The organism is Streptomyces scopuliridis RB72, from assembly GCF_000718095.1.
Lineage (GTDB): Bacteria > Actinomycetota > Actinomycetes > Streptomycetales > Streptomycetaceae > Streptomyces > Streptomyces scopuliridis.
The window spans coordinates 1-23,581 of record NZ_JOEI01000002.1 but is presented as its reverse complement, the minus strand read 5'-3'; the positions used below and the strand labels follow the sequence as shown (position 1 = coordinate 23,581).

Genomic DNA, 23,581 nt, shown 5'->3' with positions numbered 1-23,581 from the left:
CTCGGAGTGAGGTAATGTTCTCTTGCGTGGCCAACCGGGGGATTCCCTCACTGAGGCCACACATCGGGACGTGGCGCAGCTTGGTAGCGCACTTGACTGGGGGTCAAGGGGTCGCAGGTTCAAATCCTGTCGTCCCGACAGTGATGTCGGATATTCTCGCAGCTCAGGGGCCATCTTCGGATGGCCCCTGAGACGTTTCACGGGAGCGCTTCGGGAGCGGGTGGGAGCACGGGCCGCTCCCACTCGCTTCCAACCCGCCGAAAGCTGGGAGCGGCGTCAATCTAGGGTTGACCGTGGGTCGCCCCATGGTGTCGCTCCCGGTGAAAATCTCGGCTGCTCGGAGCCGCTGCGCCGGTCATGTGCTCGGCTTTTCGAGCCCTTGTCCGGATTCTCGTCAAGGGGTCGTGCTCCCTATCTCGGTGCGCACCCCCTCCAGATTTTGAACGCGCCGAGTGGCATAGGGGCAGGTGGCGGGTGGCGCTGGTGGGGGAGAGAGGTGTCGTATGGGTTGACTTGACCAGTGGGAGGTCGTTGTTGGTGGCCGTAGGGCGCTGCTCGCGGCCACCTCCAACGTGCGTACTTCGGCTCGTTACCCGGCGGCGTCGCGGCTCGGGGCCGAGGCACAAGGCAGCTGGCCCGGGGGCGGGGATTCGTCAGGCAGGCAGACTTCAGACCGTGTTGGCGATCTTGTCCAGTAGGGCGGCGCTTGCAGGGATGTCGTGGCTTACTGATCGTTTCAGAATGAGTTGAGCTGCGGTTCTTGCGCTCGGTGATCTTGGGCGGCAGGGTGTCCAGGGTGCGTGCTGATCTTGTTCCTGACGACCTGTGGGAGCGGGTGGTTCCGCTGTTGCCACCTGCTCCCGAGCGACGCCGCCGCCATCCGGGGCGGTTGCGTGTTCCCGACCGAGCGGCACTCGCCGGCATCATGTACGTGCTGCGAACCGGTGTCGCCTGGCGTGATGTCCCCGCGCAGAGCGTGGGCTGCTCCGGGGTGACGGCTTGGCGCCGGCTGCGGGACTGGACCGAGGCCGGTGTCTGGCCGCACCTGCACGCCGTCCTGCTGAGCGAGTTGCGCCGCGCCGACCTACTGGACCTGGACGACTGTGCCGTGGACGGCTCGCACATCCGGGCGCTCAAAGGGGGGATCACGTCGGCCCCTCGCCCGTCGACCGCGCCCGCCCCGGCTCCAAGCACCATCTGATCGTCGACCGTCACGGAACCCCGATCGCCGTCACGCTCACCGGCGGCAACCGGCACGACGTCACACAACTGCTGCCCCTGCTGGACGCGGTCCCGCCGATCAGGGGCCTGCACGGACGCCCTCGCCGTAAGCCTCGACGCCTGTACGCCGACCGTGGCTACGACTTCGACAAGTACCGCCGCCTGCTGTGGAAGCGCGGTATCAAACCCATGATCGCCCGACGCGGCGTCGCCCACGGCTCCGGACTGGGCAAAGTGCGATGGGTGGTAGAGCGCGCCTTCGCCTGGCTGCACCAGTTCAAACGGCTCCGCACCCGCTACGAACGACGCGCCGATCTCCATCAGGGCCTGCTCGAACTGGCCTGCAGCCTTATATGCCTCCGCCGCCTCCGAACCTCATTCTGAAACGATCAGTTAGCCGGACCGCGCGGTGCGGCAGCTCAGCGAGACGCGAGGCCACCTCGGCATGCGTGTTCTCCCGGCCGCCGCCGTTCACGCCCTGGGCCTGTCCGAAGATGTCGAACACGGGTAGGTGTCGGACGCTTGCGTGCAAGACGAATCCGGGCATTCCTTTGCGGATCGACGGCCACTCGCCCCCCTTACGTCATTGAGTGCCATGTAGGCTGGCACAGATCAACTTGCCGCCGCAGGCGATCGCCGCTACCACAATAACGGGGATGGCAAGGGGCATCGATCGTGGACGCTGAAGCTCACGGGCTCCGCGCGCTGATCTACGACTTGGCTTCCGCCGGCCCAGCGTCTCGGTGCATGGCGGGGATTTTTGGCGTCGCGTCGCCTGCGTTGGCAGGCTCCGCCGGTGCCCGGAAATGCTGGCGGAGGGCTGGGACGTAGCCAGTCCCGACCCCCTAGTGCTGTGACCGGGATGGTTCACCGTGGTCGGGAGACGGCTCACGGGACGAGCGCGGTCCGCAAGGCGACTGGTATTACTGGTGCATGCAGAAAGAGACCGCGCGGTCCGCGATCGACACGTTCATCTCCGCGTTCAACGCCTCGGACGACAGCTATGTGACTGCGCTGCTCTCCCAGGCCCTGACCTCGGACGTGGTCTTCTGGGGACCGTTGGGCCGCAGTGAGGGGATCGAGGCGGTCGAGCGGTTCGTGCTGGACATCCGGCGCCACCCCGCGGGGACCGGCACGATGGTGCGCTGTTCGGCGGTGGACATGCCGGACGAGTGGGCCCGGTACCAGTGGGTCTTCACGACGCCGGATGGAGGCCCCCGCCTGGCGGGAACGGACGTCGTCCATCTGCGGCGGAGCCTCATCGACCAGGTCATCGTCTTCGCGGGGGAGATCGAGCCGTCCGCCTCCTGAGTCATTCTCCGCTGGCGCCGTCCTTCTCCTGCAACCGGCCCCGTTCGGGGCTCCGGGTCTGCCCAGCCGAGATCATCTTCACAACGCTTCGGTCGTCCGCGCTTGGCGACGAGCGGACCGATGCTGCGCTGTGGCTGTGTAAGTTCGCGGTTGGTCAGGCTGCGGTGTTGAGGGGGCGTCCGCCCCAACGGATGCCCTTCTCGCTTCGGATGCGGGCGCGTTCCTTGCGTTCGGCGGCCAGGACGTCGCGGTGGCGGGCGTTGGCGTTGCGCCAGCGTAGATAGGCGTGCAGGGCTCGTGTCTGCACGGTGTGGTTGGGGTGGTTGGAGCTGGCGATGGTGAACTGCCTCAGCGATCCGAAGTGGGCCTCGATGGGGTTGGCCCAAGAGGCGTAGGTCGGGGTGAAGCACAGCTCGGCCTTGTGCTTTGTAGCCCAGCGGCGGATGTGTCCAGGATCACGTAGATGGGGGCGCCGTCGGGCCGGGCGGCGCGGATCGACTTGAGCGCGGCCGGCGTGTTCGCGGCACCTTTCTTGCGGCGGTTGACGCCCCATAACATGTCGTCGCCGACCGAGTAGCAGCCGTGGAAGTACCGGACTCCATGGGTGCGGTGGTAGGTGGCCGGCACCCGGTCGGAGTGTTTCCGTTCGGCCCAGCCCGAGCCTGCGGTGGGCCGGATCCCGAGTGGGCCGAACTCGTCGAACGCGAAGACCCGGTCGGGGAAACGGTCCAGGACATGCTCGATCCGGTCCAGCTTCGCCTCGCGGTCGGGGTCGGTGGATTCCTTCCAGGTCTTGGTGCGCTGGAAGGTGACTCCACGGCGGGCGAGCAGGCCGCGTAACGCCTCGCGGGCGATACGGATCACTCGGCCGTGGACTGTGCGCGGGTAGGCGACGAGTTTGCGTAGCGACCAGCGAGTGAATGGCTGGCCGGGCTTGGTGGGGCGGGTGGTGGCCGTCTGGACGACGAAGTCCTCGTCGTCATCGCTGAGCAGGCGGGGACGGCCTCCCGCCCACCGAGGGTCCAGGCAGGCCAGGCCGATCTCGTTGAACCGGTGGATCACATCGCGCACGGTGTCCTCGTCGGCCGCCACCAGCTGGGCGATCACCGGCACCCGATTCCCGCCGGCCGAGGCCAGCAGCGTCATCGCGCACCGATAGCGCACTGAGTTGGTGCTGCCCCGGCGCACGATCTGCTGCAGCCGCCGCCCCTCCTGGTCGGTCAGTCTGCGCACACGGACAGGCTCGGCCACCGCGCCGCCAGCGGTCGGATCGGACGTCACCGCACATCCAACCGCCATGACGACCAACCCGGCGAACCTATGCGGTCACATGTCCCAGCCGAGCGTCTTCCGCGGCCTGGCTTTCAGCTCAGCCGCTACGGCGTCCAGGTCCTCCCTGGAGTACTTCGACAGGTTCGCGCCCTTCGGGAAGTACTGCCGCAGCAGGCCGTTGGTGTTCTCGTTCGATCCTCGCTGCTAGGGGCTGTGAGGATCGCAGAAGTACACCGGCACCCCTGATGTCTTCGAGATGGCGTGGTGGTGCGCCATCTCCGTGCCTTGGTCCCAGGTCAGCGACCGCTTCAAGGTGGCCGGCAGGCCCCTGACGGCCTCCAGGAGGGCGGTTTGCATGACTCCGGGGCTATGGCCGTGTGGCAGGATTACCCAGATTCGCCTTCGTTGACAGGGTGCAGCGCAGACCGCAACCTATCGATCGCCGCCTGCGCCTCCGCTCGCTCCTCGGCGTCCACCCAGCTTCGCCAGAACCAGCCTCTGCGGGCAGCGCCACTTCCAACGCCTGAATGGCAGACGAGGCGAGGGTAGACGCGACGCAGGCGATCAGCTCATCTCGTCAACTGAGCTGAGAACGCATCAACCTTGGGACTCCTACCCATTTCTATTCATACCCAGGACGCCACTCCAACTGTTGGAGGTCCGCGAGATTGCCCTGCGCCAGAATAGTCATCACGCGGACCATTTCAGCGCGCGAAACATCTGGCAAGTGGCGAGGATCGACATCACTGCTGTCGAGATTCTCGAGCACCAGACTTCCGCTTTGAAAGGCGGAGACACTCCAGGACGATTCATCATCTGTGACCGAGACATCCGGATGCTCATCATCGAGCGGTCCTTCGAGCTCGGCAACGAGTGCGGGGATTCCTCCCTCGCTTCCGTCATCCATTTCGCCACCTCTATGCGTGAATGTGATGGACACTGCCACTTCACTTTCTGTTGCGCGGGGCGCCGTTGGGGATCGCCCACTCTGAGTAGCCGCCAGAGCTACCAGGATGCAGTAGATTTTGCCAGAGGGATCCGGGATCGTGCTGGGAACGCGGTACGAGGCGCATCACGCCCTGTCGGCCGTTGGCATTCGAAGCGGGCTCATGTTGCCAGGTCCAGCCAGTGGGGGTCCGTCTGCCTCCACTAGAGGAAACGGCTGCACCGATGCCGGGAATTGTTTGTTCCATCGACTGAGCGAAGCTTGCGTCCGACTGAAGTGTTGCATCGAGGGCCTCGTTCGCCCTTCTGAAGTGCGTTCCTCGTGACCGGCCGAAATCAGCTGCATCAAGAGTCATCTCGAACGCCACGGAATAAGCCTTGGGGCCGCCTCCGCAACCGCACGCCTCACCAGCGGAGTTGACACCCGAGTTGCAGTTATGGACGAGGACCGGCGTGACGCCCGCCAGCACATAGTACGTGTGCTACGCGAGCCCCTCTACCTGCTTTTTCGCAGGTCAAGCGAGGTTTGCTGGTCCGGTGAGGTGCGTGGGTGTCCGTGGTTGTGCGGGGTTGTTGCCGTCACTACTGCCGTCAGACGGTTCAGCCCAGGTACGGCTTCTCGCGGTGTTCCAAGAAGTGCTGGAGCCTGAGCCGTTGAGTGTGGTGCATCGGCAACTGCTCAATCTCTTCGGGCGGTACAAACCGGAGTTCGGTGGACTCGTCGGAGATTGCCAGCCGGCCGCCGGTGATGCGGGCGGTGAAGCAGATGTTGAACTGGCGGCGGACCTCGCCGTCGGTGTAGGCGATGATGTGTTTCGGGTCGGTGTAGGTGCCGACCAGGCCGGTGATCTCGACGTCGAGGCCAGTCTCTTCCTTGACTTCGCGGACGGCTGTGCTGGGCAGGGAGTCGGTGAGGTCCATGCCGCCGCCGGGCAGGGCCCATAGGTCGTTGTCGCGTCGGCGCTGGAGGAGGATGCGGCCGTGGTCGTCGGTGACGACGGCGGAGGCGGCGGCGACCATGCTGTTCGGCTTGGGCGCGTTCGGGTCGTCGTAGTATTCGGTTCGCGCCACGGTCAGCCTTCCTCTCGTACGGGGGTTGCCGTCGCCCACACGGCGTCGAAGCTGTCGGCGTAGGTGTCGAACATGCCGCCCCTCTCGTGTCGGCGAAGGTGCCACACCGGGGCGGCGTAGGCGTTGACGCCCCAGACGTGTGCGTTGACGAGTTGCTGGTCGTCGGCGCGGTAGAGGGAGTTGTAGAGCGTGGTGGCGTGGGTGCGGACTTCGATGCCGGGGGTGCCGGCGAGAGGCCTGTAGTGCATGAGTGCGAGGCGGCAGCGGGATTCGATGCCGTGGCCGAACCGCTCTTCCTGGCCGCGGGCTTGGACGGTGTCGCTGTCGGGGTCCCCGATCGCGACGCGGACGGTGCAGCCTTCGGCGGCGCGCTCGGTGAGGAGTTCGTTCAGCCGCGGGTAAGCCTCGTGGAGGAATACGGCCGCGTAGACGAGGATGTCGATCCGTTCCCGGGCTTGAGCCATGAGGTCGGTGAACGCCGAGACGGGGATGTCGGCCCGCTGTTCGTAGAGCGCCACCAACTCAGGGCTGATGGCGCGGGCGGGGCGGGCTTGGCGGAGCGCCGGCCAGAGTGCGTGCACGTCTTCTCCCAGGGCTTTGGCCGCCTGGAGGGCGGTGGCACGACGTGGGATGCGCCCGAGGTTCACCCAGCGCTCGACCGACTTGGGGTCGACCTCGACCTGCTGAGCGAGTGCGGCGTACGTCCAGCCTCCGGCTGCCATGACGGCTCGTAGTCTCTCGTTCGGCACGAGTCTCCCTCTTCGTCTCAGGACGGCACCAGGGACGTTCTACACGGTGCGGGACGTCCCGAAGTGGGGTTTGGTGGAGGTTCCTTCGTCCCGGTGACCGGCGTGAGGATCGGGTGCCGACCCTGCGGCACCAACAGGCCCAGGGGCACGCATCAACGCCGCCGAGGAGCGTCACCGTGCGAAAGAGCACCACCCCATGTGTTCCCGCCCTGCGACTGGACGCCCTGTCGCGCACCGCCTCGCCGGGGTGGTCACGATGACGGCCCCCACCCCTGATACCGACGGGCACACCGTCTCGCCCGATGCCGGCGCCCTGGTGGTCGACCGACGGAACGGCAAGGTGGGCGTGGTCATGGGGCATGTGGGGCCGTACGTGCAGCTTCGGCCACCGCGCGGTGGCCGGGAATGGGACGTGCCGCCCGAGGACGTACGTGCGCCGACTCCGGCGGAGGAGCTGAGCGCCAAGGTGGCCGTGGCCAACCGGAGGTGGGGACGGTGACCCCTCGCTCGGTCCTGCGCTACGAGACCTGGACTCTCCAGCCCGACCGCGAGCCGGACGCGGAGCCGGTCCAGTACGCGATGCAATGCGCCGTGGACGGAGAGACCTCACCGACGAGCGAGGACTTCGCCGAACCGCAGAACTGGGTGCTGCGCCACTGCGGCCAAAACCCGTCCCACCACACCTACCGGGAGATCATCACCCGGCCCTGGCGGGCCTGGCGACAGATGTGACCCGTCCTGCTCGCCCAGGCGCCGCCCCGCGCTGACCCACCCGACTCCCGTCCCTGCCGGGCGTGACCGATCGAGGCTCCCCCGTCCTCATCAGCCCCGGCAGGGACGGGCGCTCACATGCCGGGCCCATGACCACGGGGTTCTGGCCTCAGCCACAGAAAGTCAGCCACACCGAACCCATCCGCCTGACCGGCCACATCACCACCGTCGACACCACGACCGCTGAGGTGCTGCGCTCCTACATCACCTCCGCCGAACCCACGGGCAGCCTGCTCACCACGTGCGGCAACCGCCGCGCCTCCCGCTGCCCGGCCTGCTCCCGCCTCTACGCCGCCGACACCTACCACCTCATCCGCGCCGGCCTGTCCGGTGGCAAGACCGTGCCCGACACCGTCCGCACCCACCCCCGCGTCTTTGCCACCCTCACCCCGCCGTCCTTCGGCCCCGTCCACAATCGCCTCACCACCCCTGGCGGTGACATCCGCCCCTGCCGCTGCCGCAAGCTCCACGAACCCACGGACGCCCTGATTGGGACGCCACTGAACCCCGAGACGTACGACTACACGGGCGCAATCCTCTTCAACGCTCATGCCTCCGCGCTCTGGGCCCGCTTCACCACCTACCTGCGCCGCGAACTCGCCGCCGGGCTCGGCATGACCCAGAAGGCCGCCCACGCTGTCCTGCGGATCTCCTTCGCCAAGGTCGCCGAGTACCAAAAGCGCGGCCTGGTCCACTTCCACGCCGTCATCCGACTCGACGGCCCCAACGGCACCAGCCAGCCCCCACCCCCGTACGCCACCGTCGCTGTGCTCGCCGACGCCGTACGCGCCGACGCCTCACGGGTCCGTATGACGGTTGAGTCGGACGCGGTCGGGGAACGCGAACTCGCCTGGGGCGAACAGCTCGACGTCCGCGAGATCGCCGCCTTCGGCACCGACGCCGAACTGACCGACCAGGCCGTCGCCGCCTACGTGGCGAAGTACGCCACCAAGTCCGCCGACGCCTCCGGCACCCTCGACCGCTCCCTGTTCTGCCGCCCCTGCCAGGGACGCGGCGCCACCCTCCTGCCCCACGGAACGCCGCTCCCGTGCACCGCGTGCGACGGCACCGGGCAGGCTCTGCCGCTGTCCCGGCTCGCCGTCGCCCGGCATGTGCGACGGATGATCCGCACCTGCTGGGAGCTGGGCAGGCTGCCGGAGTTCGTCCACCTCAAGCTCCGGAAGTGGGCGCACATGCTCGGCTTCCGGGGCCACTTCTCCACCAAGTCCCGCAGTTACTCCACCACCCTCGCCGCGCTCCGCGAGATCCGCCGGGCCTGGCGTACCGAACAGGCCCGCGCCCACACCGGCCTGCCCGAGTCCGACCCGGCGACCACGCTCGTCGTCGGCCACTGGGACTACCTCGGCTCGGGCTACAGCCCTGGCGCGCGACTCCTCGCCGCTGACGTGTGGCACCGCAATGAATTGGAACGGCAGTTCACGGCCGAAGGCGGTAGCTGATGACCACGCCTCCCGCTGCGGTCCTTCACCCCGCGCTGAGTCCGGCGCAGCAACTGCTGACGGTGCCCCAGGTGATGGCCCGCCTCCAGCTCAGCCGCTCCGCCGTCTACGACCTGCTCCGCACCGGCCAACTCGCCTCGATCACCCTCGGCCGCGCCCGCCGCATCCCCACCCACGCCCTCACCGACTTCATCCGCACACGCCTCGAACAGGAAGCTGCCTGATGACCATGCCGCGCCCCACATCGACCCGCCGCAGCCGCTCCCGCGCCAATGGAGACGGCACCATCTACCAGCGCAAGGACGGCCGGTGGGAGGCCGCCGGATACGTTCTCGCCCCCGGCAATATCCGCAAACGCGTCCGCGTCTACGGCGCAGGTCGGAAGGAAGCCCTGGGCAAGCTCACCGAGAAGATCGCCGCGAGCAACCTCGGCCTGCCCGTCGCGGCATCCGACTGCACCCTGGGCGACTACCTGACGTACTGGCTGAACGGCATTGCCGTCCACCAGGTCCGGGAGAACACCCACACCCGCTACGCCGCCTGCATCCGCCTCCACCTCATCCCCGGCCTCGGCGCGAAGAAGCTCGCCCGGCTCACCGCCCGCGACGTCCGCACCTTCCTCGACCACCTCCGCAGCACCTGCCAGTGCTGCATCCAGGGACGCGACACCGCCCGGCGCTCCTGCTGCGCCATAGGCCAGTGCTGCAACAAGCACCTGTCGTCGCTGACCGTGACCTACATCCACTCGGTCCTCAAGTCCGCCCTGGAGCACGCCGTCCGCGAAGACGACCTGCCCCGCAACGTCGCCCGCAACGTCAAGACCCCCGCGCCCCGGCCCAGGCGCTTCAAGCCCTTCACCGCGAGCGAGGCCCGGCAGTTCCTCCAGGCCGCCAGCAGTGACCGGCTCCACGCGCTGTATGAACTCGCCCTGCGCACCGGCCTCCGCAAGGGCGAACTCCTCGGCCTGCACTAGGAAGACCTCGACCTCGACGGCGGCACGGCCACCATCCACCGCTCCCTCCAGCGCACCCCCACTGGCGGCCTCACCGTCCTGCACACCAAGACCCGCGCCTCCGAGCGCCGCATCGCCCTGCCCACCGAATGCATCAGCTCCCTCAAGATCCACCGGGAAAGGCAGCATGACGAACGTCAGGCTGCGGGATCAGGCTGGGCGGACAACGGCCTCGTGTTCGCCACGCCCTCCGGCAGCCCCCTCGATCCCGCCAACCTCACACGCCGCTTTCGCCGCCTCCTCGACCGCGCCGGACTCCGAGCAATCCGCTTCCACGATCTTCGGCACTCGACCGCCACCCTGCTCCTGGAACAGGGCATCGACCTCGTAGTGATCAAAGAACTGCTTGGCCACGCCCACATCGGCGTCACCGCCGGCGTCTACGCCCACGTACGACTCCGCCTCCAACGCGAAGCCATCAACACGCTCGGCGACACCCTCAGCCCCGGCCGCGACGACCCCGACGGCACCCCCGTCGGAGCCATCGTCCGCTGACGTTGCCGTCAGCGTTGCCGTCAAACAGCTGAAGGGCCCCGCCGAAATGAGATTTCGGCGGGGCCCTTCAGTCGCATTGGAGCCTGACCTCGATATTAGCCACCGGCTATCGAGATCCACCTTCCCCGATGGGGCTCAGCACAGCCCGCAAGCGGTCAATCGCGGCCTGAGCCTCAGCCCTTTCCTCGACATCCACCCAGCTTCGCCAGAACCATCCGTCAGTAGGCAATGCCACTTCCAGCGCGTGAATGGCAGATGACGCCAGGGCGGGCGTGATTGGCTTCTCTAGCCATTCCGTAATGCTCGGATATTCCTCGTTCCAGGATAGAGATTGCCCAGCAGGAACATTTGCCGCGACCACCGCAGCAGCAGCCATCACTTCTTCTGGAAGCACCGACGAGGACGAGCCCCCGCCCCCCTCAACGGCGGAACGGAATGTGCTCTCCATGACTGCTAGCCGCTCCGGAGCGGACTGTTCTTCCAGCTCATCGAGGAAGTCCTCAGCTGTATCACTGTCGAACGGACCTGAACCCCAGGTTCCCATCACTAACTCCAGTTAGAGGCTTACGGTAGATATCCGCCGATTGGGACTTCGATCTCTGGGTCTCTCCGGTTAAGGAGAGTTCCACCTCTCGCCTTAACACCCTCCATCATGGTCTGCTCCATTCGGCGGATCGCCGTCTTGCTTGTCCCAGCGGGCAGAGTGAAGTAGGTGACATTAACTACGTCGTCCGATGTGTATCCAGCCTTGCGAACCGCATGTTTGGACCGCATCGACTTATTCACTCGTTCTCTAATACTTGACGTCGAGCTTCCCACATACTTCGTTCCGTCATTTAGGTGGATTGTGTAAATGCCCGGCTCGGTCGGTACATCGAATTTCGTACCCGGTCCGCAATTTGAGTTGTGAACGAGTACCGGAGTATCGCCTGCCAGCACATAGTACGTGTGGAGGTCTTCGACGCTGAGGTCGTAGGTGGTGCGCTGTGCCGTGTACGCCTTGATGTCGAGGATCGTGGTTCGTTTACCTGAGGCGTTCTGGAGTTGCTGGCCCGGCCTCAGGTCTGCGGCCTGGGTCCAGGTGTTGCGGGTGGCTTCGTAGAACTGGTGGTGTTTGGTGGTCTGGATCGTCTTGGGGCCGGACTTGGTGGCGACGGTGACGTCGACGTAGTCCTTGTCGGTCTTGGTGACGATGACCGCCTTGACGCGGTGTTTCTCCTTGGTTTTCTTGCCGGGTTCGGCGGTCAGGACGTAGTCGCCGGCTTTGATCTCGCTGATGGGTTTGGTGGTGCCGCTGGCGAGGAGGACGCTCGTCAGGCCGGTGAAGCTGTGCGGGACTCGCGCGCAGGTGCTCGGGGCCCGGGGTGTGTTGTCGGGCTCGGGCTGTTGTTTGGCCTTCGGGCCGAATCTGGCGGCCGCGGCGCCGAAGACCCCGCCCGTCGCCGCGCCGACCGCTGTGGCCTTGGCGGCGCCGCTGGCGCTGCAGCCTTCTTCGCTCGCCGCGCAGGAGATGCCGTAGCCGACCGCGCCTTCCGCCGCGCCCCCCGTGGCGCCCATGACCCCGCCCTGGAGGGCCCTGCCGCCTACACCGGCCAGAAGCCGACCCGCCGCGCCGGCGGCCAGGCCGCCCGCGGCGCCGCCGAGTGCGCCGGTGGCCGCGCCGATGGTGACCGCGCCCAGGAAGCCGCCGACCGATTTGGGGCCGTCGTTCATCATGTAGCCGACACCGCCGGCCGCCGCGCCCGCCAGGGCCGCGCAGCCGATCGCGCCGACCCCGGCGGTGAGGGCGGTGCAGCCCGCGAAGACCGCCACGCCCACCGCCACCGAAGCGATCGTCGCGGCGTGCTGCTTCACGAAATGGGCTGACGCCTTCGCCGCCTTCTTGACCGCCCGGCCGACCTTCTTCGCCGCCTTGACGACCTTCTTCGCCACATGCTTGACGGCCTTGGCGACCTTCCGGACCGTCTTCTTGACGTGCTTGACGACCTTATGGGCGTAATGCTTGACGCGTTTGTAGGTGCGTTTGACGTATCTCTTGACCTTGTGGACGCTGTCCGCCACATAGTGCACCGCCTTGCGCACCACGCGCTTGGCCCTCTTGACGACCTTCTTGACCGCCTGCTTGACCGCCTTCGCGGCCTTCTTGACGGCCTTCGCCGCCTTCTTCACCGTCCTTTTGGTTTTCTTCCACGCCGACTTGACGACCTTCTTGACCTTCTTCTTGACCTTTTTGATGGCCTTGTCCACGAAGCTCGGCCAGTGCCCGGTCGGGTCGGTCGCCGTCATCGGGTTGTCGTCGCCGTACGCGTACCGGTTCGCGGACACCGACGCCGGGAGCGCGTCCATTCCCACCGTGTCGCGGCTGTTGAACTGGCCCGACTGCGGCGAATACCAGCGGGCGGCCATATTCACCTTGGCCGTCTCCGGATCCGTCCACCCCGACTGGTAACCCAGCCGCCCGAGCATCCCCACCGACTCGGTGACCATCCCGAAGGGCGAATACGACGACGAACCCGTCAGCGCCTCACCGGAACCGGTGAACTGCGCCACCACGTCGTCATGCAGATCCGTCAACGCCAGCACCGAAGACACAGCCGTCTTCACCCCGAGCAGGGCACCGTCCGCATTCCGGCTGTAGGACGTCACGCCGTCCGAGGCCACATCATTGCCGGCACCGCTGTACTGGAACGAGAACAGCGAAGTGCCGGTCCCGTCCGTCGCGTTCAGCACCCGGTCCAGACCGTCGTACGTGTACGTACGGTCGCCCTCCTGGATCACCCGGTCGAAGGCATCAGCCTTCACCGTGGTCAGCTTCCCACCCTCGTCCGTGATCCCGCTCAACGTGCCCCGGGCCGTGTACGTGTACGTGTTGTGCCCGTCCGACGTCAGCCGGTTGCGCGCGTCGTACGTGTACGTGTCGCCGCCCACCCGCGTACGGTTGCCGGACGCGTCATACCCGTACTGCTCCGTCGCCGTCCCGTTGTTCCAGGACGTCAGACGGTTCGCCCAGTCATAGCTGTACGTGTGCGTACCCGCACCAGCGACACCCGTCGTCGTCTTCGACGTCTCGTTGTTGTTCTCGTCGTACCCGTAGGCGATCGACGACAGGACCTTGCCGCTCGGCGAGGTCAGCTTGTCGCTCGTCAGCCGCTCCAGGGCGTCATAGCCGAAAGTCCGCTTCGACTTGCCGCTCCCGTAATCCACCTCCGTGACATTGCTGTTGACGTCGTACCCGTAGGTCAGGTCCGAGCCCGTGGCACCGTCCCTGACCGTCTTGAGCCGGCCCGCGGTGTCATATCCGTACGCGGAGGTGCCGGAGGCGTCCGTCCTCGTGGTCATCGCCCCGTCCGCGTTGTACGCGAAGGACGAATCCCCTGAAGGGCCGGAGGCCGACAGCAGCAGACCGCGGTCGTCGTAGCCGAAGGTGTTCTTGTCCTCACCTGCCCCCGCGACCGCGACGACCCGGTCGTCGGAGTCGTACGCGTACGTGCGGTCGACCGTCGTGACCGCGGTGCCCGAACCGCTCTGCCGGGTCAGCCGTCCCTTCGTGTCGTACTCGTTGGTGACGGTGACCCCGCTCGGCAAACGCGCCTCGGTCGCCTGCCCGTTGGCGTCGTACACCATGGTGAACGTGCGGTTGGAGAGCGGGGTGTGCCCCGGCGTCGACGGCTCGATCTCGGACTCCGGGAGCCCCCAGCTGTTGTATGTGGTCAGGAAGGGATTGTTCCGGCCGTCGGTGAACCGCGTTCGGTTGCCCGCCGCGTCATAGCCGAAGGTCGTCGTGATCGACTCGGTCGCGGAGACCGGCTGCACCGCCTTGGTGACCAGCCCGGTACGGTCCACGGTCAAGGTCGAGGTGTGACCGCGGTAGTCGGTCACCGACAGCGGGTTGCCCGCGCGGTCGTACGTGGCGCTGCTGGTGCGGAGCGTCTTGCCCGTGGCGTCCAGATCGCTGGTCGCGGTGAGCTGTCCGAACCCGTCGTAGGTGTTCTTGGTGCTGGTGCCGTCCGGGTCCGTGGAGTTCAGGACCTGGCCGTCCATGTCGTAGGTGAACTTCGAGGTGTTGCCCGCGCTGTCGGTCACCTCGGTGGTCTCGCCCAGCGCGTTGTACTTGTACGACTCGGCGACACCGGTCGGGCTCACGGTCCGGGACAGTTCACCGCCCGGGGCGTTGTATTCGTTGATCGCCGTGTACGCCCGCTGCACGGGCTGGCGCACGATGTCCGTGCTGGTGACCGGGCGGCCCAGGTAGTCCCATGTGGTTTCCTCGCGGGCGCCGTTGGGCCGGGTCGCGGAGAGCTGGTCGCCGTTGGTGTCGTACGCGTACTTCGTCGTGTCGCCGCCCGGCTCCACGACCGAGGCCAGGTCGCCGAGTTGGGTGTACGAGTATGTGGTGCGATTGCCGAGCGCGTCGACTTCGGCGGTGACCTGGCCGAGCTTGTTGTACTCGTTCCAGAAGGTGGCCGTGATGGGCGCGGTGGCCCCGGGCGGGGTGTAGTTCGGGAGTGTGGTCGAGGATTCCTGGCCCTCGGCGTCGTAGGCCGTGACCGTGACATTGCCGAGTGGGTCGGAGCTCTCGGTGTTCTCGCCGAAGGTGTTGTAGCCGGTCATCGAGACCGGGCGGACGGAGACCGGGGTGCCACCGTTCTGTTCGGCGTCGACGGCCGGTTCGGTGACCGTGGTCTGCTGGGCAGCCTCGTCGTAACCGTAGTCGGTGGTACTGCCGTTGGCATCGGTGAAGGATGTCGGCAGGCCCCGCTGGTCCAGCTTCCAGGTGGTGCTACGCACGGAGCTGCCGGCCGCCGGGAAGGTGCCCCCTCGGACCGCCGAGACCTGCGCCGTGGTGAGCGCCTCGCTGTAGACCTGGACGTCGTCGATCGCGCCGCTGGTGTTCTCGCTGGAGGCGCCATTCATGCGCAGGCGGCCTATCTGGAGCGCTCCCGTGGATTCCCAGGGGGTGGTGAACGCGGCGGGGGTGCCGGACGCGACGCCGTTCACGTACAGCCTCACCTGGCCGGCGTCCTTGTCGTACACGCCCGTTAGATGCGTCCAGGTCCCGGTGGTCACCGCCGCCGTACCCGAGTACGCCCGGATGATGCCCGGGCTGGCGACATCCGCGGAGTGCCGGTTGAAGGACCAGCCGTATGTCGTGGAGAAGTAGAGCTGGAAGCCGCTCGCGTTCTTGCCCTCCTGGGCCACGAAGGTGTTGTTGGCCGTTTTCGCGTTCAGCTTGACCCAGGCGGAGACGGTGAAGCTGCCGCTGGTGTTGACGACCGGACCGGTCGTCTGCGCGTACGCGTTGGCCGTGCCGTCGAAGTCCGCGCTGCCGCCGCGGTCGGGGTTCCACTTCACTCCGGTACCGAGGGTTCCGGAGTGGTTGGCGCCGGAGGAGTCGGCGGCGGAGACGCCCGTCGTCTCGTCCAGCTTGTAGCGGGCCACCGGGGCGGTCGTACCGTCGTGGACGGTACTGCCGGTGACATTGCCCAGGTTGTCGTACGTCGTGTCCGCCGTGCTGATGTCACCGGTCGCCGGGTCGGTCTCGGTCTCCGAGACCACATTGTCGTCCGGGTCGTAGGAGACCTTCGTCGAGCGCCTGGCGCCGGCCGGGTCGAGCACCGATGAGGTGGTGCGGTCGGCCGCGTCCACCGCGAAGGTGGTTCTGGTCTGGCCGTCGTCGGTCACCTGCTCGATCAGGTTTCCGGCCGCGTCATAGGTGTTGGCCTGCTCGGTGAACGATGCGCCGCTCGCCGGGTCCTTGCGCACTACCGAGGCCGACAGTCCGTCGTCGGTGTAGGTGTACGCGGTCGTCCAGCCCATCGCGTCGGTGACCGAGGCGAGCCGCCCGGCCGGGTCGTACGCCCGCGACTCCTGCACCAGCGTGGCCGGGGACGACGGGTTGTCCGGGTCGCCGGTGTAGTTGAGCAGGTTTGTGGTGAGAGGACGTCCCTCGGCATCGAACGTGTACGTGTTGACGTTCCCCGCGGGGTCCGTCTCCTTGGTCTTGTTGCCGTAGACGTCGTACTCGAACGCGGTGGTGTCACCGCCCGGATCGGTCCTGGTCGCCTGCCGGTTGTACGCGTCGTACGTGAGGGACGTCGTACGCGCCGCGTCACCGCCGGTCAGGTCCGCGACGGTCTGTTCGGTGACGTTGCCGTCCGCGTCGTACACCGTCGTCGACCGCGCGGTGTGGACAGCGCCCGTGACCCGGTTGGTGACCGGTGGGCTGGTCTCGGTGCGGACCTGGTCGTTCTTGTCGTAGGTCAGGGTGGTGGTGAGTCCGCCCGGCTGGGCGTCGGATATCTCGGTCTCGGTGAGCTGCCGGCCCAGCGCGTCGTAGGTGTAGCTCAGCTTGGCGCCGTTGGCATCGGTGACCTCGGCGAGATCACCGTTGGCGAAGTAGGTGTACGTCGTCCGCTTGCCGCCCGGCGTGACCACGTCCGCGACCAGTCCGGCCGGAGCCTTGGCCGTACCGCCTTCCGCGGCCGGGGTGCTGGTGGTGGTGTAGCTGGTGGTGGCGGTCCGGCCGGCCGGATGCCCGGCCACCGGCGGCGTGGTCACCGAGGTAACGTTGCCGCCGCTGTCGTAGGTGTAGCTGGTCAGATAGGTGTTGTCCGCCGGTTCCGACGAACGGCCGTCCCGCTCGGTGAGTACCAGGTCGTTGCGCGGATCCATAGGCGGGAACGCCGTGGTCGCGTCCGGGAAGTAGGTGGAGTACTCGGTGGAGCACTTATTGGCCGTGGTGTCCTGGCAGGTGGTCTCGGAGACCGTGTTGCCGCGGATGTCGTGCCCTGTGATGGCGCGATTGCCATTGGCGTCGGTCACGGTGTGCAGGAAGCCGGCCGTGTCGTAGCCGTACGTGGACCGCTTGCCGTTGGTGTCGACCGCCGCGAGGAGACGGTTGCCCAGCTCCGCGTCGTACACGTACGTCAGCGTCTTGTCGGTGGGATCGGTGAGCTTCACCGTACGCACCGGGGCGACGCCGGAGGACGCCTTGTACGCGGACCAGTGCTGCTCGACCTGGTCGGCGGCGAGCGGGTCCGCGTACACGGCCACATCGGCGATGGAACCGGTGAAGTAGCTGATGTCGCCCGGGGAGCTGATCCAGGATCGGGTGAAGCCGGCGCCGATGAACGTACGGGTGTTGGACTGGTCCTTGGCCGCGCCGCTGTAGTCGGCCTGCTTCACACCGTCGACGTACAGCGTCTGGGTGGAGCCGGAGGCGGAGAGCACCGCGTGGTGCCAGGCATTGTTATTGACCACGGCCTTGGAGCCGAAGTCGGTGCTGCCGCTGCCGCTGACGCTCCACCAGTGGCCGCGGAGCTTGCCGTCCGCGCCCACATACAGGACGGGGTTCCAGCTGCCGCCGACGCCTTCGGGGTCATTCGGCGCCCGGCTCTGGTCGGCGATCAGCACACCGGGCTTGCTGGTCTTGAACCACAGCTCCACGGCGCGGTCCTGCTTGCCGTGCCAGGGCGCGTAGGGCACTTCCGCGAACGAGCTGGTGCCGTTGAACGAGGCTGCGGTCGCGTCGCCCGTCCCGAACGGGCCGGCGACTCCCTGGGTGACGGTGTTGTACGTACCGAATCCGGTGTGGATCTCGTTGGCGGCCTGCGGTGCGCCCTGTGTGTCGTCAAGGCGCCAGTAGCCGGCGGGCGCGGAGCCCATCACGGCCGACCGGTAGACCTGCGAGGAGCCGGTGACGGTGGAGGAATTGAGCTTCCAGGTGCCTCCGTCGCCGTCGGTGGCCTGGAGGACCAGGTCGTCGGTGGTGCCGTAGGCGACCGAGGACTGGGTCTTGCCGCCCGGAGTGGTGATCTTGTTGAGCAGGCCGGCGGACCGTTTGGCCGCCTGGTACTGGGCGGTGATGACGTCCTGGCCGAGCGGCTCGGAGTAGATCGCGACCTCGGCGAGCTGGCCGCTGTAGTGCCCGAGCTTGTCGTTCGCGTTCATCGCGGGCCAGCCGTCGGTGTTCACCCCGGCGCCGAGCGAGAGATAGGGCTGCTCCCAGTCGTTGATCGTGCCGGTCAGCGTGCCCTGGGCAACGCCGTCCAGATACAGGGTCTGGCTGTTGGCCACACCGGTCAGGACGGCCTGATGCCATTGGCCGTTGTTGACAGAGGCACTGGAGGTGATGGTGGTGTTGCAGCCCGGCGACATGGCCAGACAGCCGCGAAGCTTGCCGTCGGTGCCGACATACACGGCGGGGGTGTTCTTGGTCGTCGTACCGACCGGGTCGGAGACGCTCAACGGCTTGTCGCCGTAGTAGAAGAGGACACCGCCCGCCTGGGTGGTCTTGAACCACAGCGACACCGACATGTACGAGGGCGTGGCGCCCGGAGCACTCGGTATCTCCACGTACGAGGTGGTGCCGTTGAAGGTGGCGGTCTTCTGCGTCGAGCCCGCGAGGACGGCCGAACCGCCCAGGGTCACATTGCGGTAGAGGCCGTTGTACCGCCCCTGGTTGCTGTCCACCGCGTCCTTGGCGACGGTCTCGCCCGTGGCCTCACCGAGGCGCCAGTAGGCGAACGGGTCGGCGTCGAGGACCGTAGTGCGGTAGTGGTTGCCTGTGGCATAGCCGTACGTCGTGCACTTGGCCGGGTCGGCAGGCGGGCACACCGAGCTGAGCTGGTCGCCCGAGTAACCGTACGTCCAGGTCTGTACGGTACTCGCGTCGCCCGCTTTGGACGGGTCGGTGGCGACGGTCGCCACGTGCGGGGCCGTGGCGCCGGTCGGAGTCTGCCAGGTGAGGGTCAGGGACCGGTTCGACGTGGTGTTGGTGATCTTGGTCAGTTGGTTTGAGGTGTAGCTGAAGGTCTCGGTACGGCCCGCGTAGTCCTTGATGCCGGATATTGCGCGTACCGCGGCCTTCGCCGTGGGCTGCGTGAAGGTGTAGACCGTGAAGTCCTTGTCGGTGAGCGTGTAGCCACCGGTGACGGTCTGGAGCCGCGCGTACCGGCCCGGCGGGGGGACGAACGTACCGTTGGCGTTGCGGCCGAAGGCGACCTGCTCCCCGCCTGGATAGGTGATCACGACGCTGGTGACCGCGCCCGCCCCGTCCTTGGCCTCGACGGCCTTCATGTCGACCACCGTCGACCAGCCGGCGCCGAACGCGCTGTCGACTCGCGGATCGAGGCTGTTGTACGAACGCTCCACGGAGAGGGAAGGACCGACGACCTGCACCTCGGCGTCGGTGTCCTCGGTGGTGTAGTTGCCGTCGCTCGGGTCGAATTCGTGACCGTCCGTGTTCTGGGCCAGGCCCGAGGTGACCGGCGGCTGCGGCACGGCGGTGGAGAAGCGGCTGGAGTGCGTCACCTCCTCGTAGCCGTCGCTGACACCGACGTACCAGACGTAGTTCTTGCTCCAGGTGAGCTTGCCGGCGGGTATCTTCCAGGAGCCCTTGGCGATGGCACCGGAGGTGGCGACCGGTGTGGTGCTGTCGCTGTCGGCGTCGTACACCTCGAAGGTGTACGACAGGGCCGACGGCCACTTGTCGGCATCGCTCGCGTAGACGAGCAGCTCGGGCTGGAGGGTGTTGGCCGGGAAGTTCTCCGGCGGATACTGGGCGTTGACCTGCGGCTTGGTGTTGGGCGCATATGTCAGGTCGAGGGCCGGACGCCATCCCGGAGTCGCCGAGTTGTCGGAGTGGAACTTCTTCCAGTGCGCGCCGTCGGTGGTCGGGGCGGTCAGCGCGAGACCGTAGTTGGCGCCGCCCGTGGCGACCCAGTCGAACCAGCCGGTGGAGAGCGTTACCGGCATTTTGACGCCAACGGACGTGGAGCCGGTGTCATTCGTGCAGGAAGCGCCGGGCGCCGGTGTGGCCGTGCCGATCGCCACGTCGTAGGACGGACCGGGATAGCTGGTGACCCCGGAAGGCGTCCATGACTGATTGACCGGGTGGACCGAGAACGGCATGGCCGTGCAGCTCGCGGACCAGAGCGCGTACACATTGAGGGTCGCGGCGGAGACCCGCTGCCCCTTCAGCGTGGTGCCGAGCGAGCTGAACTGGAGAAACGAATTGGCCTTGTTCGTACCCGAGTCGTATGAACCGACCTTGATCTGGTCCTCGGTGGAGTGATCGCCCGGGATGGTGTTCTGGGCGTACGTGGAGTTGCTCGCGACGATCGTCGGATCGACGGTCACCGGGTAGACCCGCTCAGGGTCGACGAGCCAGGCGCGGTCGGCGGTCAGCCGCAGCGCGGGCGTACCACCCACCGTCGTTATGTCGTAGGTGAGTTCGCGGGATTGGGCGGTGTCACCGGAGCGGGGATCGACTTTGGAGTCGGCCATGTACGCGTGCGGGATGGTGGCGGTCACCGCATCGTCGGCGTCGATGAACTCCACGTCGCCGTCGTCCGTGAGACGCGGGGTCAGCCCCTTGACGTCCAGCGGGAAGAGCCAGGAGTTGGCGGCGTCCGGCGAACGCAGAACAAGGTTTTCCTTGGAGCCGTCCGTAAGTGGGACGAGTTCAAGGTCGGTGCCGGGCAGAACGTCCGCGTAGGTCAGGGCACCATTGGGGTCCACTCTCGGAACGACGCTCGCGGCGTCGCGCAGCGAGTACGCGAGTGAGCGGCCTCCGCCGAAGTCGACGGAGGCGAGCTGCTGATCGGCGGCGTCCGAAGCGAAATCGATGGCGAGCGAGTTGGCGCGCTCCTCGAATCTGCCGTCCGCGTTCTGTACGAGACTGGTGTCCACCGGCTGCCACCCGCCGTCGCTGGACGCGAAGTTGGTGCGGCCGGTGTAGTGCCGGACGGTGGTCGAGCCGTCGGCGTTGACGTAGTAGTCGGATGTCGCGGTCGACTTCTTGGCGTCGCGCTTGCTGGTCTTCGCGTTGAAGCTCTCCGCGTTGCCGACGGCCCGCGCCCGGGTCGTGACCTTCTCGGGCGCGTCCACGGGTCTCTCGTACAGGTCGAGTTCGCCCCTGCCCTTGCCCGGGGCGTGGCCGACCACACGATCGGTACGGGTGGAGTCGGCCGAGGCGAAGTGGCTCTTGCCACGGGCGGTTCCGCTCTGCTGGTCGGGGGTGTCCAGAGGAGACTTGTTCATCCATGTCCACAGGCCTGACAGGGAGAGTTCCGGCATGCTGAGCGCCGGAAGCGTGGCACCCTCGGCCGCCGCTGTCTCGGTGGTGAGCATGAAGGAGAACGAGACGAGGACGGAAAGAGCCGTCGCCCTCGCTCTGCGCCGACCGGTGCGACCGGGCGGGAACAGGCGGGAACCACGGACCCGGCGAGCGCGCATGGGGAAGGGCCTTTACTCACGAAACGGTTACAGGATCTGCGCAATCTTGACCGTCATGGCCCTGCCAACCCAGCTTTCACCATGGCATTTTATTTGATCTTTACCCGTCATGAGAGGCTCAGGGCGCCACTTCCACCCGTTTTACCGTCGGTTAGCGGCCTTTGACTACCTGTTGGATGGCGTCCACCACCGTCTCCTCAAGCCCCTCTCCGGACTTGGCCACGACGACATTGGCGGCGTCACTTGAGCCGTCGACCACGACGAACCGAATGTTCGGATGCCGCGCCGCCCCAGCCTCCGTGACCTCGACCTGCGGACCGCCCACCGCCAGTACCACCCCGCACTGACGCTGCATCAGGGTGTTGAAGAACGGCCGTGCGTTTGCCACTGACTGTTCGCCCGTCACCGGTACGTAGTTGACACGGGCGCGCGTATCAAGCGATGCCTTCTGCATCGCCTGCCACACCGGCGCGGCGGGGGTTCCGGAGGCAATTCCCTGATCACCCGTCAGCAGGCAGGCGTCCTCATCCTCGTACTGACGCGCTCGCGGGTCCGGCGCCCCCGCCGGGTCGCTACCGCCGAGCAACTGAAAGGCCAGCAGTCCAAGTAGCCCAAGCGCAGTCGCACCTGCCACAACCCACCGCCCTCTCCCCCTGAACGCGCCGACCACCCGGGCGATCTGCGGCCGGAGCCACTCACCGCGGCGCGGCGGAGCCTGCTCGGCCCTGTTTCTCCATGCACGCCGGGTCTTCACGCTGACTCACCGGTGCCCTTCGGGCTCGGGGTATAGCTGAGCAGGCAATGCAGCGTGGCCCCGACGGTGGAGAGAAGCAGAAGCAGGAAATCGGCCACGAACAGCAGACCGTGGGTTTCCTCAGGCGTCACTGCTATCTGCACAACCCAGCCGACCGTCACCACGGTGAATACGGCGCACGCGATCCAGTGGGCGCGCCCGCGCCGACGCAACGCGATGACGAGGGACGGCACGACCCCCAACACTCCGAGGCTTACCACCGGCACAGCGGCCAGCAGCGTTCTGGAAGCAACCGACTTCAAAGCAAGGCTCCTGCGGACAGGGCCAGTTGGAATGGCAGCGGCGACAGACTTCACCATGGTTTCCTCTCGAACGCGTACAGGTCCGGCGGAGCCGTACCATACATGCCGCCAAAGTGCGTTGGCCTTGTTGGCCCGGGTGCGGATGGTCTGCGCGGATGGCTCGAACTCTTTGGCCAACTCCTCCGGGGTGCGGTCGGCTCGGACCAGCTCCACGAACTGGCGACAGAAATCCCGCAGCGATACCTGTGCGGCAGTGCCCAGGGGCTGTCCAGCCGGGGGCCGGCCATGGCGTCGACACGTCGCACGTAGCGTGCGAGCCATGACCGCGGGTGGGGACCAGTTGGGGACCACACGGTGTGCGCGATGGTGCACGAGGGAGTCTGCAGCGCACAACATGCACCCTGATTAAGTCTGCTACATCCAGAAAATGGCCCCGACCCTCACTCCTGGGGGTCAAGGGGTCGCAGGTTCAAATCCTGTCGTCCCGACAGCGATGTCGGATATTCTCGCAGCTCAGGGGCCGTCTTCGGATGGCCCCTGACGGGTTTTCCGGGAGCGCTTTGGGAGCGAGTGGGAGCACGGGCCGCTCCCACTCGCTCCCAACCCTGCGCCTGCCGGAAACCTCATCCGTGCAGTTCAGGCGGCGTGTCGGTACTCGTGGATGACTTCGCCGAGGCGGTCTGTGCGGTGTATGTCCGGGCGGGTGATCTGTCCGGGGTTCAGCGGTTCGGGGACGGCGCGCAGGGGTGCCGCCTGGTTCATCGCCTGGTGGGGCCGGTGCGCGTTGTGGTGCTGCTCGAACTCGCGGAGCGCGCGTCGGCCCGGGTGGTGGCGGCCCGGTTGGGCGCGGGGTCGATGCTTTCGGCTTGGAGGACCTCCCAGACGGTGGAGGCGGCGACTGTGATGCCGGGAGTGGCGAGTTCGCCGTGCACCCTGCGGTAGCCCCACGACGGGTTCTCCCGGACCAGGCGCAGGATCAG

Annotated in this window: 13 protein-coding genes, 1 tRNA gene and 4 pseudogenes; 8 read left to right on the top strand and 10 right to left on the bottom strand. The window is 67.0% G+C overall.

From position 1 onward, the window contains the following. Positions 1 to 64 precede the first annotated feature (64 nt). The 3 genes from IF11_RS0101420 to IF11_RS41515 all read left to right on the top strand — a co-directional run bounded on the left by IF11_RS0101420 (position 65) and on the right by IF11_RS41515 (position 2,532). Positions 65 to 138: transfer RNA gene (locus IF11_RS0101420), tRNA-Pro, on the top strand. 658 nt (positions 139 to 796) lie between these two features. Then, positions 797 to 1,605, top strand: a protein-coding gene (locus tag IF11_RS38325) for an IS5 family transposase (protein ID WP_106979086.1) whose coding sequence is annotated in 2 segments (ribosomal slippage) — positions 797 to 1,136 and positions 1,136 to 1,605 — 810 coding nt in all. Because the reading frame shifts where the segments join, the coding sequence is not laid out codon by codon here. 549 nt (positions 1,606 to 2,154) lie between these two features. Then, complete coding sequence (locus IF11_RS41515; RefSeq protein ID WP_030349501.1) at positions 2,155 to 2,532, top strand: nuclear transport factor 2 family protein; 378 nt, start codon at positions 2,155 to 2,157, stop codon at positions 2,530 to 2,532. Positions 2,533 to 2,686: 154 nt separating this feature from the next. Here IF11_RS41515 and IF11_RS36255 read toward each other — a convergent pair. The 5 genes and pseudogenes from IF11_RS36255 to IF11_RS0101385 all read right to left on the bottom strand — a co-directional run bounded on the left by IF11_RS36255 (position 2,687) and on the right by IF11_RS0101385 (position 6,542). Further along, positions 2,687 to 3,783 (bottom strand): annotated as a pseudogene (locus tag IF11_RS36255) (IS630 family transposase). A gap of 75 nt (positions 3,784 to 3,858) precedes the next feature. After that, positions 3,859 to 4,152, bottom strand: a pseudogene (locus IF11_RS38320) (IS30 family transposase); the annotation flags it as partial. Between the two features lie 274 nt (positions 4,153 to 4,426). Continuing rightward, positions 4,427 to 4,711, bottom strand: a complete 285-nt coding sequence (locus tag IF11_RS40635; protein ID WP_133243345.1) for a hypothetical protein — start codon at positions 4,709 to 4,711, stop codon at positions 4,427 to 4,429. A gap of 638 nt (positions 4,712 to 5,349) precedes the next feature. Further along, positions 5,350 to 5,820: an NUDIX domain-containing protein gene (locus IF11_RS0101390; protein WP_030349500.1), complete on the bottom strand. Its 471-nt coding sequence runs from the start codon at positions 5,818 to 5,820 to the stop codon at positions 5,350 to 5,352. Between the two features lie 2 nt (positions 5,821 to 5,822). Further along, on the bottom strand, positions 5,823 to 6,542 hold the full coding sequence (locus IF11_RS0101385; RefSeq protein WP_030349499.1) for a helix-turn-helix domain-containing protein: 720 nt from the start codon (positions 6,540 to 6,542) through the stop codon (positions 5,823 to 5,825). A gap of 283 nt (positions 6,543 to 6,825) precedes the next feature. Between IF11_RS0101385 and IF11_RS0101380 the strand changes: the two genes are divergently transcribed. The 5 genes and pseudogenes from IF11_RS0101380 to IF11_RS36245 all read left to right on the top strand — a co-directional run bounded on the left by IF11_RS0101380 (position 6,826) and on the right by IF11_RS36245 (position 10,307). Then, complete coding sequence (locus IF11_RS0101380; RefSeq protein WP_051745414.1) at positions 6,826 to 7,068, top strand: hypothetical protein; 243 nt, start codon at positions 6,826 to 6,828, stop codon at positions 7,066 to 7,068. Continuing rightward, complete coding sequence (locus tag IF11_RS0101375; protein WP_030349497.1) at positions 7,056 to 7,301, top strand: DUF7848 domain-containing protein; 246 nt, start codon at positions 7,056 to 7,058, stop codon at positions 7,299 to 7,301. The genes IF11_RS0101380 and IF11_RS0101375 overlap by 13 nt, the downstream gene beginning before the upstream one ends. Positions 7,302 to 7,429: 128 nt before the next feature. After that, positions 7,430 to 8,800, top strand: a complete 1,371-nt coding sequence (locus IF11_RS0101370) for a replication initiator (RefSeq protein WP_240627969.1) — start codon at positions 7,430 to 7,432, stop codon at positions 8,798 to 8,800. Then, positions 8,800 to 9,024 carry a helix-turn-helix domain-containing protein gene (locus tag IF11_RS0101365; RefSeq protein WP_030349495.1) on the top strand — a complete coding sequence of 75 codons (225 nt, stop codon included), beginning with the start codon at positions 8,800 to 8,802 and terminating at the stop codon, positions 9,022 to 9,024. The genes IF11_RS0101370 and IF11_RS0101365 overlap by 1 nt, the downstream gene beginning before the upstream one ends. Beyond that, positions 9,024 to 10,307 (top strand): annotated as a pseudogene (locus tag IF11_RS36245) (tyrosine-type recombinase/integrase). The gene IF11_RS0101365 and the pseudogene IF11_RS36245 overlap by 1 nt, the downstream one beginning before the upstream one ends. A gap of 106 nt (positions 10,308 to 10,413) precedes the next feature. On the opposite strand, the gene IF11_RS38310 reads toward IF11_RS36245, so the two are convergent. The 5 genes and pseudogenes from IF11_RS38310 to IF11_RS41510 all read right to left on the bottom strand — a co-directional run. Continuing rightward, on the bottom strand, positions 10,414 to 10,851 hold the full coding sequence (locus tag IF11_RS38310; RefSeq protein WP_078490308.1) for a DUF4259 domain-containing protein: 438 nt from the start codon (positions 10,849 to 10,851) through the stop codon (positions 10,414 to 10,416). 20 nt (positions 10,852 to 10,871) lie between these two features. Continuing rightward, a complete protein-coding gene (locus tag IF11_RS0101355; RefSeq protein WP_157848394.1) occupies positions 10,872 to 21,440 on the bottom strand; it encodes a LamG-like jellyroll fold domain-containing protein in 10,569 nt (3,522 codons plus the stop codon). A gap of 256 nt (positions 21,441 to 21,696) precedes the next feature. Further along, on the bottom strand, positions 21,697 to 22,179 hold the full coding sequence (locus tag IF11_RS0101350) for a type 1 periplasmic-binding domain-containing protein (RefSeq protein ID WP_051745313.1): 483 nt from the start codon (positions 22,177 to 22,179) through the stop codon (positions 21,697 to 21,699). A 116-nt stretch (positions 22,180 to 22,295) separates the two neighbouring features. Beyond that, positions 22,296 to 22,778, bottom strand: a complete 483-nt coding sequence (locus IF11_RS40630) for a hypothetical protein (RefSeq protein WP_133243216.1) — start codon at positions 22,776 to 22,778, stop codon at positions 22,296 to 22,298. Positions 22,779 to 23,416: 638 nt separating this feature from the next. After that, positions 23,417 to 23,581 (bottom strand): annotated as a pseudogene (locus IF11_RS41510) (transposase); the annotation flags it as partial.